11 protein-coding genes are annotated in these 16,958 nt (G+C 32.7%); 3 read left to right on the top strand and 8 right to left on the bottom strand.

Annotation, left to right across the window (positions count from 1 at the left end; genetic code table 11):
- Window positions 1-45 precede the first annotated feature (45 nt).
- From JOD96_RS04520 to JOD96_RS04490, 7 genes are all read right to left on the bottom strand, one after another.
- Complete coding sequence (locus JOD96_RS04520) at window positions 46-4,275, bottom strand: NACHT domain-containing protein (RefSeq protein ID WP_209563079.1); 4,230 nt, start codon at window positions 4,273-4,275, stop codon at window positions 46-48.
- Window positions 4,276-4,377: 102 nt separating this feature from the next.
- Window positions 4,378-6,534 carry a hypothetical protein gene (locus tag JOD96_RS04515; RefSeq protein ID WP_209563078.1) on the bottom strand — a complete coding sequence of 719 codons (2,157 nt, stop codon included), beginning with the start codon at window positions 6,532-6,534 and terminating at the stop codon, window positions 4,378-4,380.
- A 71-nt stretch (window positions 6,535-6,605) separates the two neighbouring features.
- A complete protein-coding gene (locus tag JOD96_RS04510; protein WP_209563077.1) occupies window positions 6,606-7,325 on the bottom strand; it encodes a hypothetical protein in 720 nt (239 codons plus the stop codon).
- A gap of 20 nt (window positions 7,326-7,345) precedes the next feature.
- The gene (locus JOD96_RS04505; RefSeq protein ID WP_209563076.1) at window positions 7,346-7,810 is read right to left on the bottom strand and encodes a hypothetical protein; all 465 of its coding nucleotides are present in this window, start codon (window positions 7,808-7,810) and stop codon (window positions 7,346-7,348) included.
- A gap of 64 nt (window positions 7,811-7,874) precedes the next feature.
- Window positions 7,875-9,851 (bottom strand): conjugal transfer protein MobC, encoded by a 1,977-nt coding sequence (gene mobC, locus JOD96_RS04500; protein WP_209563312.1) that lies wholly within the window; start codon window positions 9,849-9,851, stop codon window positions 7,875-7,877.
- Between the two features lie 17 nt (window positions 9,852-9,868).
- Window positions 9,869-11,170, bottom strand: a complete 1,302-nt coding sequence (locus JOD96_RS04495; protein ID WP_209563075.1) for a relaxase/mobilization nuclease domain-containing protein — start codon at window positions 11,168-11,170, stop codon at window positions 9,869-9,871.
- Window positions 11,155-11,550 (bottom strand): plasmid mobilization protein, encoded by a 396-nt coding sequence (locus tag JOD96_RS04490; RefSeq protein ID WP_317195271.1) that lies wholly within the window; start codon window positions 11,548-11,550, stop codon window positions 11,155-11,157. The genes JOD96_RS04495 and JOD96_RS04490 overlap by 16 nt, the downstream gene beginning before the upstream one ends.
- Window positions 11,551-11,914: 364 nt before the next feature.
- Here JOD96_RS04490 and JOD96_RS04485 point away from each other — a divergent pair, with 364 nt between their 5' ends.
- The 3 genes from JOD96_RS04485 (at window position 11,915) to JOD96_RS04475 (ending at window position 14,277) form a co-directional block, all read left to right on the top strand.
- The gene (locus tag JOD96_RS04485; RefSeq protein WP_209563074.1) at window positions 11,915-12,205 is read left to right on the top strand and encodes a hypothetical protein; all 291 of its coding nucleotides are present in this window, start codon (window positions 11,915-11,917) and stop codon (window positions 12,203-12,205) included.
- 219 nt (window positions 12,206-12,424) lie between these two features.
- Window positions 12,425-13,942 (top strand): DoxX family protein, encoded by a 1,518-nt coding sequence (locus JOD96_RS04480; protein ID WP_209563073.1) that lies wholly within the window; start codon window positions 12,425-12,427, stop codon window positions 13,940-13,942.
- A 44-nt stretch (window positions 13,943-13,986) separates the two neighbouring features.
- Window positions 13,987-14,277: a DUF6520 family protein gene (locus tag JOD96_RS04475; protein ID WP_209563072.1), complete on the top strand. Its 291-nt coding sequence runs from the start codon at window positions 13,987-13,989 to the stop codon at window positions 14,275-14,277.
- A gap of 74 nt (window positions 14,278-14,351) precedes the next feature.
- Here the strand turns inward: JOD96_RS04475 and JOD96_RS04470 are convergent, their stop codons facing one another.
- Window positions 14,352-16,958, bottom strand: coding sequence for a S9 family peptidase (locus JOD96_RS04470; RefSeq protein WP_209563071.1), 2,607 nt, complete (start codon window positions 16,956-16,958; stop codon window positions 14,352-14,354).

The raw sequence follows: 16,958 nt of genomic DNA, 5'->3' as shown, positions 1-16,958 counted from the left end.
AAAATATATGATTTTGAACATTGATAAAAGTAATTTACAATCCTATTAATTAACTAAAAAATCGCAGAATCGCAGGTAATGTTTGAAAAGTGATTTTGCCATTTTCTCATCCCGAAGGATTTCATAACTTTCCAAAATATGCAAAAATCCACCATGTCCGGAGTTGTCAAACAAAAAATCTAAGGCTTCTTGTCTTGTATTCATATTCCCTAAGGCAGCTGCGAGGGCTAAATGATAAAATTTAGCACCATTTGTAAAAGAGTTATAGCTTGGAAAGTAATCTCTTTTCATCAACTCAAGAAGCATTGAAATATTCTCATTTCGGGTATATGTTACATCTACTATTTCCTGCCAGGAATCAAAATTTTCAATTGTTGAATCAATATCCCGATCGAAATTTGTATACCATTTTTTCAATTGGGTTTTATTTTTTACAACACTTAAATGTTCCATCAATAATAACTCAGGGACTGCATTTTCAGTATCAGAAATAATTTCAAAAGCAGGGATTTCATATTTTTTTTTATATTTGGCGCAAAGTCTTTTATACTCTGGAATTTCATCAGACAGCTCATTTTTCCAATCGACATGGGAGGTTTCATAAGACAATAAATCTGAAATTTCATTATGCGCATTTTCAAATGCTTTTGCCTGCTCTACTTCAGAAAGAAAATAACTAACGGCCATTGCTAAATAGGTTTTAAAACGTTCTATATGGTATTGACTTGTTGGGTTTCCTAAATGATTATAAGCCAACGGTATCCTTTTTATTTCTGTTTCAATTTCTTCTATTCCATAACCTTCCTTTATCATAGAAAGTATGATGGGAGTACTAAGATTAGGCGAATATTTCACTTCTTTTTTTCTGAATTTATTGCGGTATTTCTGGGCTAGTTTTACATCATATTTTGATAGTATTTCAATAAAATAATAGGGGCCTTTCCAAGTGAATTTACCATCTGTAATAGTGGCAGCCTTAATTGTTAATTCATAAACTTTCTTGGTAATTTGTAGTAATTTATTTTTGTTGTACCATTGATTTCTCCATATTATTCCCAATGCATCAACAAGATTATAGCAAATAATTGTATCTTTTCTCCACCCATGTTTTAGCAGACTGTTTGTTATGCCTGTAGTTATATGGTTTATTGCTTTTTGATCATCAATCTCTGAATATAATATTGCCATCCTGAATTGATTATTAACATTGCTCATCATGTCTTCATCTTTATTCTTTTCAATTTTTTTTATATTCTCTAAGGTAATTTTATCTAAAAGAGTTTTACATAATCTTGGATTGAATTCACATAGATTTGAATAAAATTCAAAAATGTCAATGCTGTGGTTTTTATCAAGAAATAATTTTATAAGCTGTTTTTTTTCAAAAATTTCAATTGAAGTTATGGAGAAAATTGCAGCCCATAAATATGCGAATTCAGATTTAAAATATTTATTTAAATTATCTCTTAAATGAATATTATTGTATTTTTTAAACTTTGCAATTAAGTTTATGAGTGAATCTTTACCACTTAAAATTTCTAAATATCCTTTTAATATTGAGCTGTATAGCGAAATCTCATGATAATAGTTGTAATCGTTTCTGTATTCTTTAAAAATTATCTCAAATGAAAATTCATCTATATTAAAAGCCGTTACAGCATATTCATGTAATTTTTTCCTCCTTTTGATATCATATTCAGTTTCACTTCGTAAATCTTTAAGTGCCTGTTCGATAAAGTCTTTTTCTTGTTTATTTAATTTATTTCCTGAAATCTTTTTAAAGAAAAGTACATATACATTATTTTTATCCAGTGCTGATGACTTGATTTTTTGATCTATTCTGCTTTTTAAAGACGTATTTTCGAAATATAAATGCAGATATTTTGGATCCGCTAATAATTCTAATAAAGCAGTGAACTCATAATTTTCAAATACGTCCAATAGTGAAATAAGTTCATGTTGCTTAAAATTCAGTACAACACGGATAAATGACTTGACAAGCTTTTCTTTTCCTTTTTCTTCTGCAGAATAATATAAATCTTCATTTTTAATTTTAGAATAATTTTTTACGATTAATGTTTCAAAAGTAGAAAGCAGATCGTTATTTTTTATAAATATATGTATATATATAAACGATTCCCATTTTTCCCAAAAAGGATCATTTAAAAATCCTCTATTTGATTTTATTAAATAATCTTTGAGATTAGATTTTTTAAATTGTTCCAGACTATCATTGAATTGATTAAAAATTTCTAATGCCTGAGTTCTTCGATTATTTTGATGCAGAATGGCTGTTACTTCTAGGAGATGGGCTAGTTTATTGTAAATTTTGATTAGCTTATCTTCAAGGTTATATTTTTTTTTATCATTTAAAAAATTATATATTAATTCCTCTAAAGAATTGTGTGATGGAAAGTGCGAAGATATTTTTTCTGAAATACCAATATTTTCATCATTGTAAAGTTGTTCAAATACTCTGTCACTTTGAGCAGCTAAAGTCTTTATAAAAAAATTAGATTCACTATAATACGGATCATCTCCGCCCCACGAGGAATCATTACCTGAATATAGTTTGATTAGATTAAGTTTAATAAAACCGATAAGATTATTTTCTTTTTTGTATGAAGCTTTTAAATAGGGCAGGAACATATCTTCAAAGAAATCAGAATTAGAAACAACTTTTAATTTTCTGATTATGCCAGGGTTCTTATCAAACTCTTTTTTTAATTTTTTAGCAAAGAAATATTCCTGATATTTTCTATGCTGGTAGATATAACTTTCTCCCTGGTCAATACCTGCGAATGAATGTTCAAAGAAAAGTTCAATAAGATAATTGATAAGATGATTAATAGATATACTATCACGCTGCGGTAGTTTTATATTAATTAAATTTTGTAGTTCTGGTAAAGTAAATCTAAACTGGAATTTTTGATGGAAATGATATGCAATATCCTCGTGTAAAAGTATAATTTTATCTTCCTTAGGATTTAATAAGTTAAGATGGTCAATGTTTTTTTTATGATTATTGTTTTTTAAAAGAAGATTGACCTTTTTGTCGAGCAAGTCAATTATTGTACTGTCTTCATGTAACTCTTCTATAGTATCATAAAAAAGATTTATAAGCAAAATATCGTCTATTGCCCCTAATATTGCAGATTCTCCTACTATAAATTTTTCAAGTAAATTAAGTTTATTTGTATTGCCCCGGGCGTGGAAAAAAGTTTTAATGTGAGCTAAATTTAATTCACATATTCTAAGTTCAATGGTATTGAAATGTGATTTTGTTTTTAATTTATTATAACTCCCGGATCTGCATGAGAAAACTATTCTGATGGTATTTTTTTTATTGTTTAGTTCGTTTATGTAGGATAGTACATAATCGATTTTTTGTTCTGGAAGTTCATCTAATCCATCAAATAGAAAAATAAAGCCTAGTGAACCATGACCGACATTGTATTCATCTAATCTACTTTTTATAATGTTTTCGATACTATCAGTAATACAGTTTCGCAAGTTAATGAGGACAGGAATTGCCTTTTGCTTTGTCAACTGATCTATCATTTCAGTAGTATTGCCTGTATTCATTCCTGAGAGGTTTTGAAATAATCTATACAAGCTTATACTTTTACCTGACCCCGGTCCGCCAGTAAGCAAATATATTTTTTGCTTTGATTTTAGAATGTAATTATGGAAATTTAAGATTTGGGTATTATTTTCATCGCTAAGAGGTAAACTTATACATAAGGGAGATGAGAGAAATGTAAACATTTCTGAAGGCAGAGTATTCTTTAGAAAAACAATTTCTTGTGCAAGTCCAAAATAAAGCTGTGCCAGATCCAGATTTCCAGGATGAAATAAAGAGCCTTCAAAATTACTGCTAACAAACCATTCAATTTTTATTGGTTTGGCGGCAAGTTCAATTTTTAGTTTGTAGGCAGGATTTTCACTTCCAAAGGCTTGATGAGTATAGATGATTATTGTCTTTAGGTCTTGGTATGCATTCTTTGCTTTACCTATTGATTTAATTATTTGACTCACTGAGCTTGTGTCGCTGAGCTTGTTGTCAAAAAATTTAGACTGAAACCCGACTGATTTTCCATCCTGATCTTTTATAGGTTCAGTTTCAATACCAGTTTGATTATAATCAGTACGTATTCCTTCTGTAATTCCATATTTTCTGCAGAAAAGATGATAGCACAAATCCTCAAAAGATTTTGTGTAATTTTCATTTTTCATTTTAAAGATGGACCAGTTTATTTTAGTAGCAGCAGGCATATGTATTATTTTAAGTACTTTGAAATAGCTAAATGAAGTTTAAATTAAATTAAATTTTAATTAGAGTATTGGCAAAAGAAGAATTTTAGAGTCATTAAGGATCTAAGAAGGAAAAGCTTTTCCGGATTCTATATCATCCCACAATACTTTGCGAATGATAGCGCCCACAGTGGAAGTATACGTTTTAAGATATATCTCATTCTCATTTTCAATTTCCGGTAGGAAATTAAAATCTTCATCAATCTGAGAAATAGTTATACTTCCATTAGGTTCAATGTTTACAACACCCCGCTTAAGACCTTGTTTAAATTTTTCTGTTAGTGAATATTTCATCCATTTCCAATCCACTGATTTTGGAATAAAAATTTCTTGAAGTTCCCTGTAAGGTATACCAATTGTAACTGTGAAAGATTCCAAAAACTCGGTAAAAATAGAAGTTAAGAATTTATCAGAGGAGTGCTCAATTACTTTTGAAATTTCTACAATAGAAGTTTCGAAAAAACCTTCTATTGTAAAATACGTATTAAAAAAAAGAATTTCTGTTTTATTTAGTTTACGATTCTTATCTTTTACAGAAAGAGCAATACTTATTAAGTATTTTTTTACAAATTCGGCAATTTCTTTTTCAATGGTAATTTGATCTTTTTTGGAAATAGTATCAACGAGAGAATCATTGAAGTACATACCATAAGAATATCCAAATTGAAATATTGCTCTGTATTTTTTGTTTACATCCCCTGAGAGGAATAACTCCTGGAAATTTTCTGAAAATTTATCATTTTGTTCTCTATAACCGGTTTTTACTCTTTTACTGTCTAAAGGCAGATGTATATGTAAAGTAATATTTTCTTTTATTCCTATTGTATTGCTGGCATAAAAAAGAATCTCCTTTAAGGACTGTGAAATTTCTAAAACAGACCAAAATAATAACGCATTATTTAAAGTCTCATTTTTAGCATGAAGCGCGTTCTTGCAGGCGTAATTAAAGTTAGCCAACTGCTTTCCAAATTTAAATAAATCATATCCACGAAAGTGACCATCATTAAAAATAGTGTTTTTTGTAATGATATTAATGATCTGTAGACCTATAATTGGATTTAAATGGCCAAGAAAGTTATCGTCGGTTTTTTCAAAATAGTGTTTCCTTACTGCCGGGTGAAAGTAGAAATACCTAACATAATCTCCAATTAATCCCCATGAATCAAACAAAATTGGTTTTCTTTCTAATCGAAATTTTTCATCGGTAAAATCCCTAGTCCATTCTGATGCAGTATCAATTTCTATATTATAATATTCCTCCAAAAAAATTACTGCATCGTCCATAATCTTAAATAGCGAAGAGGTATGTACTAACCCATTATAATCGTTATTGTATTCTTTTAAATAATTGGAAAGAACTGAACTTCTATATTGAAAACCATATAAATCTGCATTAGGCAGAAAAGAAAACGGATTTACGACATAAATTGTGATCACAAACTTACTTAATGATTGATATACCAAACTGCTTTCCCATATTAATAAAAAACCACTGGAATTATATCTGTTTGCATTATTAACAATAAGTTCTTTTGCCAGGTTAATTACTGCTAACTCATTAAAGTCGACACCCTCATCCTTTTTAGCAAGACCCCAGCTATAGGATACAAGTCCATTTTTGGGTAAGTTATTTTGTCCTATATGAGTCCAGGACTTTGGGTAATGAATATCGAAAGTCAGCTGCTCACTTTCAAAATTAGGGAGAAGACAAAGTAGATTGATATTGGAAGATAAAATATTCGAAGAAATAGAGTGATCCAAAAGTGTGTCGAATGTAGGAGAAATTATTATTATCGATACATCATAATGAGAAGTAAAAGGGAGGTGATTTCTAATCTCATTCATATAGCCAAAAACTTCAGTTATTGCTTCTCTGCCAGTTTTTGAACTTACCTTATTTTCTATTAATATAATCTGAGCTGACTCACGATTAAATAAAATTATATCAGGAAAGAGTTTTTCTTCTGAACTTAAAGAAATGTCTTTGATCATATCCCCAGTAATAATTTCGCAATCGATTATTGATTCTAATACATGGATACAAGATTTTGAATATTTTTTTTTTAATAAATCATCTATTGACAAATGTGGGATATGATCTTCATCAGAATTCACATTTAAAGCTTCAATACTTGACTCCTGATTATTAATTGATTCATGAAAACTTTCGTTTTTAATTAATTCGATAATTTGATTTTGTAATTCTTTCTCCGTGATCATATATGTTATCTTATTTAAGTAGATTTTTGAGGTAAATTATATTTTCATTTTATAATATCAATAGAAGAAGATTAAGAATCAATAAGCTCAATTATCTTTTCAAGCAGGTATTCTACACTAAGTGAATTGTCATATTGAGCCTGCCATGATTTAATAAAAATGGGTTCGGTTGCGATAGAAATTGCAATTGATTTATCGATTAATTGTTTTAGAAAAGACAAATTAGAATGGACAAAAGCCTTTGTGCTCTTAAAAAAATCCAGATCAATATCCAATATAAAATTATCAATCCAGTCTTCTCTGGAAATGCAAAGGTCAAATTTTCTAAAATTTGATTCGAGAGTTTCAGTACTAATTACAACAGCCGGATCCTCATAATTATTATTGATTATGATCAATTGCCCATTGTAATTTTCATCCCCATTAATAGTATAAATTTCAGGCTTTCCGTAAATATTATCTTCACTATAGATAAGGGCCTTTTTTATTATCCCTGTTTTTATTGCCGCATCAATATGTTCGGCATGTGTTAATTTATTTATAGCTATTACATCATTTTCAATAATGCCTGACAATAAATCAAACTGCTGTATCTCAAAGCTCTGCTCAGGATGCCTGTTATGATGGATGTAATGCTGGAAAGCTTTATTTGTATCTGTATGATGATCAAAACTAAGAAGGTAAGGATTTAAAAGTTTAAATTCACTCCAAAATTTAAGCACATGATGATGGCGTTCACAAATAAATATCCGCTTCCCATTTAATTCTAAATGTTGATGATTATGATTCACAGTTTTATGTTTTTTTTAAATTACCTTATAAATAATAACAGTTCATAAGTACCTCTGTCTGATAAATAGGGAACGCCTTCCTGACTAAATTTGTATTTTTTCAATAGATAAATCATGGTGGTGTTATCTTTACGAACAGTTGCATATATACGGTGGTTATTATCAACCAATAAGGCCATAATTTTATTTCCATTCCCTTTTTCTAAACTAACAACCCAGCCCAATTCATATTTAAACAAATTAGGATCTACTGTTGATTTAGATAATCTAAAAACTTTATCCCGATGATTATCGTAAGGTATTTTTAAAGCACCTATTCCTTTTGGATTTTCTAAATTATCAATAATTACTATTTTTGGATTTTTTGCAATTAGTCCGGCAAAAGTTTTTTCTTGAACTTCGCCTGCCGATAACAAAACTTCCCTAAATTTATTAATTTGATTTTTCGAAAAATTTGTTATTTCACTGAGAGTATTTAGAATCACAAGATGTTGTATTAAGATATTTTCAATAAAGATATTTAATTGTATGTATTAATTAAACTAATAATTATTTTTTAATAACTAAATAGGCAAGGGATGGATCATTTAAAAGACGTTCCATTTCAGAATGAACTATGTCTTGAATATCTTGTTTTATCTGCAGGTAATTTCGTTGAATCATGGCATTATCTAATTTGCGTACAGCAGGAATTTCTTTGTAGTTTTCTTCTTCTTTTTTAATAGCCTGATGATCGTTTATAATTTCCGAATGAAATGTTTTGAGTTCAATTTTGCAGTCCGGATTATCGGCTACCATACCCACAAATTTACCCGAACTTAGAGCTGAAATTTTGGAAGGAGGTATGGCAGATTCCAGTTGTTTGGAACGGCTGATGGATGTATCTCCGCTATTGATTGATATGCTTTCACGGTCTTGCATTATTTTTCCGAAACGCTCGGATAATTGTTTGGATGTATCTCCGGTAACCTGACCACTGATGATGTTTCCTGTTATATTCATGATCACATCGGCCTGTTCACGACCATAGTCTTTTCTAAGCTGGCTGAAGTCCTGTATGCCCAGGCAGGTAGCTACTTTATTACTTCTAGCCGTGGCAATGAGGCTGTCCATATTGTTGAGATAAATAGTGGGAAATTCATCAAAAATTAAGCTCGATTTCATTTTACCTTTTTTATTGACCAGTTTCACCAGCCTGTTGACATAAAGGGATAAAACAGCACCGTAAATCTGGATTTTCTGAGGGTTATTACCCATACAAACAATTTTGGGTTCCTGGGGATTATTGATATCCAAAGTAAAGTCATTGCCAGATAAAACGTAGTATAGAGAAGGGGAGGAAAGCCTTGCCATTGCAATTTTAGCCGTTGCAATCTGTCCCTCCAATTGATCCATAGCATCGTTTAAATATGCATTTATAAATGGATTTATTAATACCTCAATTTCCTTTTCTGTCCTAAGCATAGTAAACAAAAGATCATACTCAAGCTGCATGAGTTCAATAACGTGCGGCAGGGTGCAGAATTCACCGTCTTTGTAACGTCTGAGATACCAGATTACAGCCGATAAAAAGTTAATTGGGGATTCCACAAAAAAGTCTCCCTGCCGCTTGATCCACTCCCGGTTGAGTCCCATTAAAATAGTTCGGGCAGACTCGGAAGCATCAGTTATATCTTCCATACTCTGAGGGTCAAGTGGATTGCATCGATGCATAATATTATCAAAATTTATAAAATAACATTTCGGGGTTATTTTATATACGTGTTTATAGTTTTCAAAAGTATTATACACAATTTTAGAGAGATCATCATACTTAAAATCGTAAACAAACATGCTGAATCCCTTTTGAATATGCTGGGTAATTACATGTCGTATTACAAAGTATGATTTCCCGGAACCAGGCGTACCTAAAACCATAAGCGCACGAAAAGGATTTATGATATTAATCCAGCTGTTTCGGATTTTATCCTTCAGATAATACCGGGCAGGAAGATTAATGGAATATTCATTTTCCAGGAGTCTTTCTTCCTGAGGAAAGGTTTCATTTTCCTTATTAAAAATATCTTTGGAGCCAAGCCTGTTTTTTATAATGCGGGAAAGCAGAGTTCCTCCCGAGAGCATCAAAAGATAGCCGGTTGATGTTATAAAAATATATACTATGGCTGTGGAAGTTTTTTCAGATGAAAGATGCAGGGAAAGATAACTTATAAAGTACAGCAGCACTCCTGTGAGTATATAGACAAATGCATTTTTATAACTCAGTTTTTCATCTTTTCTGCCTTTGGCACCAAGCAGGGAAATGATTAGAAATCCCAGGGCAAACAATTTACATTTATGAAAATTACTAAATAATCCGGTATTGTAAATATTACCTAAAATAGCATCGCTAAATTTACTTACCAGCTGCCAGTTTTTAAAAGCGATATAACATTCATAGTAGAAATGAATGCTCAATAGTATGATACTAATAAGCCTGGTCATATCTAAAATTTTTCTCAAAGCCTGATCATTTTCTCCTGTCTGCATCCCCATGGCTATATGTTTTATTGATTATCAGATTGTCCTTTTCTCTTTCTTTTTTTTCTTTTGCCTTTTAATTGATTCGGCACATAATTTCCAACATATTCATATTTGAGTATGGAATCGATGAGTTCTTTCAATTCACTGTCGGATGATAAAATTTTGTCCTGATCCTGTAAAGTATCACTGGATGTGTTTTGAGTAACCTCAGCTTTGTTTTTGAATTCACCAACTTTTTGAAAAGCTGTTAAAACTTTATCAATAGATGTGTTCTCACAGCGCTCCTGAATAGCTTTTGCAGCATACGATTTTCCTAAAACACTTCCGTTGCACACACATTTTGTTGTGTGATCTATGTATGTGATTCCAAATAAAAATCCTTGATTATTTATTCTGCTAGCAATAGCAATACCTTTTTTCTGGAGTGTTGTTTCTAACTGCTCAACAGTGGTTCCACTGTTGTTTAAAAAGGCAAAATCAATTTCATTTTTAATCCTTTTCAGATCCGAAAGACGTGCTGTTTTATTTGAAGTAAATTTTTTCTCCAGATACTCAAGTGTCGGTTTAGTGTACAGACTGCTGGCTTTAATTGGAACCCCAACAGCTTTCTTTTCATTGTCAATTATTCTGTAAACAAGTCCTCTATGCAGAAACATTTTGGAATCTTCCCTACCGCGCTCAGCCAATACGTTATATAAATTCAATACTGCATTTAGTTCTCCAATGGTACTGAATTTATAATGAGGAACAACAGCATTTAAAATGCCTGAAATTGCTTTTTTAGTTTCGGATCTGCCGTATTGGACTTTATGAATATTAACCGCCTTTATATCTGTATTTTGTTTTTTATTTTGACCGGATGCCTGCACGAGATAGAATTGCTTTTCAATTTCTTTGCGGGCTGTTTCAGACTGATTTTTTCCAATGTTCTGCATGTCAATGCGTTTTCCATTAGCCTGTACTTTTATTGATACAATGTGAATGTGCGGATGTCCTGCATCATGATGCTGATAGACGAGATAAGGCTGAAGGCCAAAGCCAATTTTAGTCATATAGACAGAAGCAATTTTCATTAGTTTTTCTTTTGATAAACCGGTTTCTGAAGGATCAAAATTAAGTGAGATATGTACGCTGTTACGGGTGACATTTTCATTTAATTCCAATTGTTTTAAAAGTAGTTTTAATTTAAAATCAAGGCTCATTTGATCCACATCCATGGGATAATTTCCCTCACCGATACACTGAGCAGCACCAATGGAAACTTTGTTTTCATTATAATTAAAAATGCTTCGCAGCGAATGTCCTGTATTTATGACTGCAACCATTTCTGGGATAGGTTTTTAATGTGGTTTTTTATCTGATCAATAGAATTAAAAAGTACTTTTTTCTCCAGTTCATACGCCATTATCCAGTGTTTAAATTCCGGAATTTGATTTAACGTATGTAACTTTTTAACGACCTGGTTAAAGTTGTTTCCAATAGCATTTAACTCTGCTCTGAGCTGTATCAATTCACCGAGTAAGTCATCCAGAGATTCATTTCGGTATTTCATCACAACGGGTTTCTGCAGCAGATTTTTTCTTGCAAAATCACTTAGTTTTGGGCAGGTTGATCTGCTGAAACGTTTGTGTAGTATTTCAAATTCATCTGGTTTGAGCCTGAGATGAAGCCACTTTGTCCTGTTTTTGTTTTGCTCTTTCATCATCTGTCTTTTTCATTTTTACGCACTATTTTCTTTTGGTTTCACCGCCCACGAGTTCCGAGTAAAGGGGTGGCAAGATATCGGTTGTGATACAACCGGACATCTTGCAGATTGCAGGAACGTGGCAATCTTTGAGATTCTTTACAAGAACTGACTTGATTTTGCATTATAATATCAATCTGAAAATATTATTACGGAGTAACTGGCAAGATTTACCGATTTCAATAACCAAGACAGTAATTAAATTATGCACTAAATTATAAAAGGGATGACAGCTGACCAATCCCCGCTATATTTTGAATGGGGTAAATTGTACTGAACTTTTTATTTTTACCAGAAGTTATTATCAATTTAAAACACGTGAATTATGATTACAAAAAATGAAGTTGCCAAGGTTTTAGATACTGTTTTGAGTATCCCTGGCATGGGTGAAGTAGTGAAGATTGATTTGAAAATTTCACGAAAAAATGTACTGTTTTTAAGTCATGTTATCTCTGACGGACTGGCCAATGAAAAAGACTCATCGGTCCTTCTGGGCAGTATGGGTGAGGAGGGACTTTTAGAACTTAAAAATATCTCCGAAGAATGCCTGCAGAAAGCAGGACTTGTAGAGCTCAATCAAAAATTAATTACCCTGAGCGAAGCTTGTAAATCTTAAATTAGAGAAGATAAAAAGGGTTAAGGTGCTCTGTAGATACAAATGTATTTATGGAGCACTTTTTATTTGCAAAAACATCTTTTAAAAACGGCTTGTTTTTGACAAATTTCGGCTTGTTTTTGATATTAATTTATATAGAATCCCAGCTTAAATTTGCGTATAATTTTACTGGTTCACTCTTGTTTTTCTGCCGATTTTTAATCTGTTAATCTGGGTCTTATGAAATTTTTGAACAATTTTAAAAATAGTGTTATAGAAATGGCCAGTGTACTGTATATGTCCTTATTTGTTTATGCAGCTGCCAGTAAATTATTGGAATTTGAAAATTTTCAGGCGCAGTTGGGGCAGTCACCAATTTTGGGAGCATACACTGGAATTCTCTCTTATGCTGTAATAACCTCGGAGCTTATTTTGGCTGTATTATTAGCATTTAGCAAGACGCGGCTTTTCGCTCTTTATTCAGGTTTTGGGTTAATGGCAATGTTTACGGTTTATATTGTAATCATACTAAATTTTAGTTCCAATATTCCTTGTTCGTGTGGTGGAGTTTTGGAAAACATGGGATGGAAGCAACATTTAATTTTTAATATCTTTTTTATTGTTCTGGCTTTCTCAGCCATAATTTTCAATTCGGTGAATTACAAAAAAAGTGGCGCTAAGCTTTGTGTAATAATGGTGGCAGCAGCTATTGTTATATCTGTATTATATTTTCGCTCTGAACATATTATGCAAAAGGAGAACCCTTTTATCCGTAGGTTTACCCCAGGATCCAGCAGAAAAATATCAGAAACAAAACTACATAACAACACATTATATTTTGCAGGTGCGGATTCAAGCGGAGTTTACATTGCAGATCAGAAAGCTCCGCTTCACATTTTTAAATATGATACGGCACTAAAAGTAAAACATCATTATAAAATTCAATTAGACAAAACAGACTTTCCATTTCGTTCTGTGCAAGTAAAAATCATACCACCCTATTTTTTTGTTATAGACGGTACAGTGCCTGTAATCTACCGTGGAAAAATATCCGATTGGAAGGCAAAAGTTTTGATGAGTGAAAGTGGTTATTATTTTTCAAAGGCTGTTGCAGTTGATTCGTTAAAAATTTCTTTTCGAACCCAGGCGGAAAAGTCAGGAGAAAACACACTGGGTCTTTTTTCTTTTGAAAATAATCTCAAAAGCACTCTTTATCCCAGGCTACTGCAGAAGCAGATTGATGGTGTTTTCGATACAGACGGCATGATGAATTACAGTGTGGAGAGCAGGGCTTTTGTATATGTGTATTATTACCGCAATCAGTATATCGTAACCGATGATAAACTAAATCTGATGTATCGCGACAATACAATAGACACAATGAGCAGAGCTGCTATAAAACCCGTTTTTATTAAAGATAAAGGACAGCGGACACTAGCTTCCCCGGCAAATGCAGTTAACAAATTAAGCACACTGCGTAATACTGTTTTATTTGTAAACTCATCAGTGATAGGACAGTATGAGCCAAAGGAAATGTGGGATACCGCCGTAATAGTGGATGCTTACAATCTATCTTCCAGATCCTATATATCGAGTATCTATATTTATAATTCCGGCGGGTCTAAAATGAAAGACATGACAGTGTGGGGAAACAGTTTGTATGTGATTGCCGGAAAGTATCTGCAGCGTTATAGGCTGGATAAAGACCTTAAAATAAAAACTCATAATCTATCGGCCGATAGCAGGGGTGAAGATTGAAAACCTGTATAATAGAGTAGATCATAACTTTAATAATTATTACTATGAACACAATTGTTAAAATGATTCTGCCTGCGGCTGTATTTATACTGGCCAGCGCAGGTGCTGTAAGCACCAAGGCAGCTAAGGAAAGTGATGCAAAAAAAGCATTAACAACAGAGTGGATTCAGATTTCAGGATCCCCGACTAATTGTGATGATGTGCAGGTAAATTGCACGCCGGTCAACACTGGAACTTTATGTAGTTACGAAGATGAGAATAGTCAAGAACATCAAGTTTTTCGTAAAAACACCGCTGGGCAATGCCGCATTCAACTTTATAAAACTGAGCCTTAGTTAGGCATAAGATGTATGCGGTTTCCCGATAGAAACCGCATATTTTTTTTAAAGCATTTAGAGAACAAATAACCTTAATTGGATTTAATAATCCACTTTGGAGAACTGCTTTTTTTTAAGTAATAATCGAACCATTCTATAGTTTTTCTGCTTAAATCTTCCTGCGCAGCAGCAGATGATAATATATGTCCTTGATTGGGATACTGAAGCATGATATGCTTTTTTTTAAGTCTTCGAAGGCTAAGATAAAATGCCGTTGATTGTTCGGCTTTTACATTCTCATCATTCTTTCCCGTCCATGTCAGCAAAGGCGTGTTTATTTGCTTTGCATGGAGTATAGGAGAGTTTTTAAGATAAGCACTTTGATCCTCATATAGAGAGGCTCTCATACGGTACTGCTGATTTTCATATCTCCATATTTCAGGTTTTTGATTCTCTCCGCTGATTGAAAAGTAAGTACGAATAATATCTGAAACTCCAGCCCCGCTTACTGCAGCTGCAAAGAGGCTGCTTTGCGTGATAATGAAATTGGATTCGTACGCTCCAAAGGAATGACCTAAGAGCCCAATTTTGTCAGGATCAATTAAGCCTTTTGTAGTAACATTTTTGACCGCACTTGTAACACAATTTACAGCTGAGATTCCCGGATTTCCTTTTTCATACGCAATATCTGCTAGCAGTACAAAATAGCCTGCCGCTGTAAAGGTTGTAATATTAAAACCAATCCCGTTATGATCGGTAGGATTAACATAATCATGAATTTTAAACGATGGTCTGCTGTAGATGTAAACAATCATAGGGTACTTTAACGAAGTATTATAATTAGCAGGATAATATAAAGCACCATTTAAGAGAGTATTATCAGGAGCAGCATAATGAATCATTTCTGAGGAGCCCCAATAGAAATTCTGCTGTTGTTTATTGGACTGCACAACGGTTCGTACTGAAGACCTATTGAAAGCCTTTATTAGGATACTCGGAGCATTCTCAAAGCTTTGATATATAAATAAATATGTATCCTTATTTGAAGCTTTTAATATACTGTTTATTTTTCCTTTTTTTAAAGCCAGAGGACTTAGTTTCTTTCGATCCAGAATGTAGTAGCCGGCATCCCCATTTAATCTGTTTTCTGCTGAAAGAACATTTTTTTTATTGAGGTCATAAGTACCGTTCTGCGTTCCGGAATAATTAAAGGCAGCTTTATGAGGTTTACTCTCATCGGCGAATCTAAAGCGGATATTCTGCTCTTTCCCAGTAGTTAGTCTTACTCTTTTTCTGCCGTCTACAGTAATCTGCCAGATATCAAACTGATCGTAAATCAATACACTTTTGCCATCTGGAGCCCATCCTTTAAATCCATATAGTTCAGGATCCGGATCTACGGTTGAGTTGTCAAATTCAGTGGCCAGATCAGATGTAATATTGGTGTGTGTTTTAACTTTAATATCATAAATCCACCAGCTTTTGTTTTTATAATAATTGATGTATGTTCCATCTGGGGATGTGCCAATAAATGAAGGATGCATGGACACATTTTCAATTAATACTTCTTTTTTACCTGTACTAAGATTCATGAGATAATAATCGGTGTCGGCAAAGTCTTTATATTGGGGCTCATACTCAAGTGGATCGGCAATGATGGCATATTTTTGATCACCTGTAAGAGTTGTCCAGCCATATTGTTTGTTGCTTACCGGTATTGTTTTTCCGGTATTGGGATTCCACATGGCAAGATAGGACTGATTTGTGTTTTCTGCCGCATTGTTCTGCGGGTACAGCAGCTTGTCATCAGCATTCCAGATCTCAACTACAGGTTGTTCCATTGACGGTATTTGACTGTTTTTATATGAGAAAAAAACGGCGTCGTTGTCGCTGGATATTTTAAGGCGCATACCATTATCAGGAGCAATTTCGTGCATTGAAAAATCGCTCTTTGGTAATATTTTTATGTTGTTTATATTATTTGTATTGAATTGATAATAAAATAACTGCCATTGATCATCTAAACCATAAAATGCAAAAGACTTTTCATCTTGCGACCATGTTAGACTTTGAAGTTTTGGAGGCAAACCAGAAAGGATTGTGACAAAAGATATTTTTGTGTTGAAATTGACCTGTCCTATATTTGATGCCTGACCTGTAGATGTTACATAAAGCAATTTATTTCTTAAATTATTTATTTTATATTCTGTCACATTTTCAATGCTGTGGATCAGCTTTCCTTCTGCTGTTCGAATGCAGAGACTTGAAGCCTCAGTATCTTTTTTTTCCAGAGATACAATAAAGCGGTTGTCTGCTGCAAACTCGTAACTGAGTACATTTGGTATTGAAAATAACTGGCCGGTATGCAAATCTTGTATGTTCAAATTTTTACGGATATCAATATATCCGAATATCTTTTCAGCTCCGAATTTAGTATTGGAACCTTTAGGGAATGCATACTCTTTATTTGAAACAACATTTTTAATAAACAGTGTATCTAAATGAGATTCATATTTCAGATAATAGCTTATCCAGGTTCCACTATCGGAAATCTTATCTGCAGTTAGTGTACTCCAGAGTTTATAATCTGAAGGGCTCAGGTGTTTTTTGATTAGTCCCTGTCCCATAGCGGGACAGGTTACTAATTCAAATATGAGTACAGATAGAATTCCGTAAACAAATCGTAAATGCGTTTCCAT

Source organism: Flavobacterium sp. 1355 (genome assembly GCF_017833415.1).
Lineage (GTDB): Bacteria > Bacteroidota > Bacteroidia > Flavobacteriales > Flavobacteriaceae > Flavobacterium.
The sequence above is the reverse complement of the archived record's forward strand: the minus strand, read 5'-3'. Positions and strand labels throughout refer to the sequence as shown.

What these genes read in the sequence shown, in the direction of transcription:
- JOD96_RS04480 (WP_209563073.1), top strand. Translation starts at nt 12,425, where the DNA reads ATGAAATTTTTGAACAATTTTAAAAATAGTGTTATAGAAATGGCCAGT.
- JOD96_RS04490 (WP_317195271.1), bottom strand. Translation starts at nt 11,550, where the DNA reads ATGATGAAAGAGCAAAACAAAAACAGGACAAAGTGGCTTCATCTCAGG.
- JOD96_RS04475 (WP_209563072.1), top strand. Translation starts at nt 13,987, where the DNA reads ATGAACACAATTGTTAAAATGATTCTGCCTGCGGCTGTATTTATACTG.
- JOD96_RS04485 (WP_209563074.1), top strand. Translation starts at nt 11,915, where the DNA reads ATGATTACAAAAAATGAAGTTGCCAAGGTTTTAGATACTGTTTTGAGT.
- JOD96_RS04470 (WP_209563071.1), bottom strand. Translation starts at nt 16,958, where the DNA reads ATGGAAACGCATTTACGATTTGTTTACGGAATTCTATCTGTACTCATA.
- JOD96_RS04515 (WP_209563078.1), bottom strand. Translation starts at nt 6,534, where the DNA reads ATGATCACGGAGAAAGAATTACAAAATCAAATTATCGAATTAATTAAA.
- mobC (WP_209563312.1), bottom strand. Translation starts at nt 9,851, where the DNA reads ATGCAGACAGGAGAAAATGATCAGGCTTTGAGAAAAATTTTAGATATG.
- JOD96_RS04495 (WP_209563075.1), bottom strand. Translation starts at nt 11,170, where the DNA reads ATGGTTGCAGTCATAAATACAGGACATTCGCTGCGAAGCATTTTTAAT.
- JOD96_RS04520 (WP_209563079.1), bottom strand. Translation starts at nt 4,275, where the DNA reads ATGCCTGCTGCTACTAAAATAAACTGGTCCATCTTTAAAATGAAAAAT.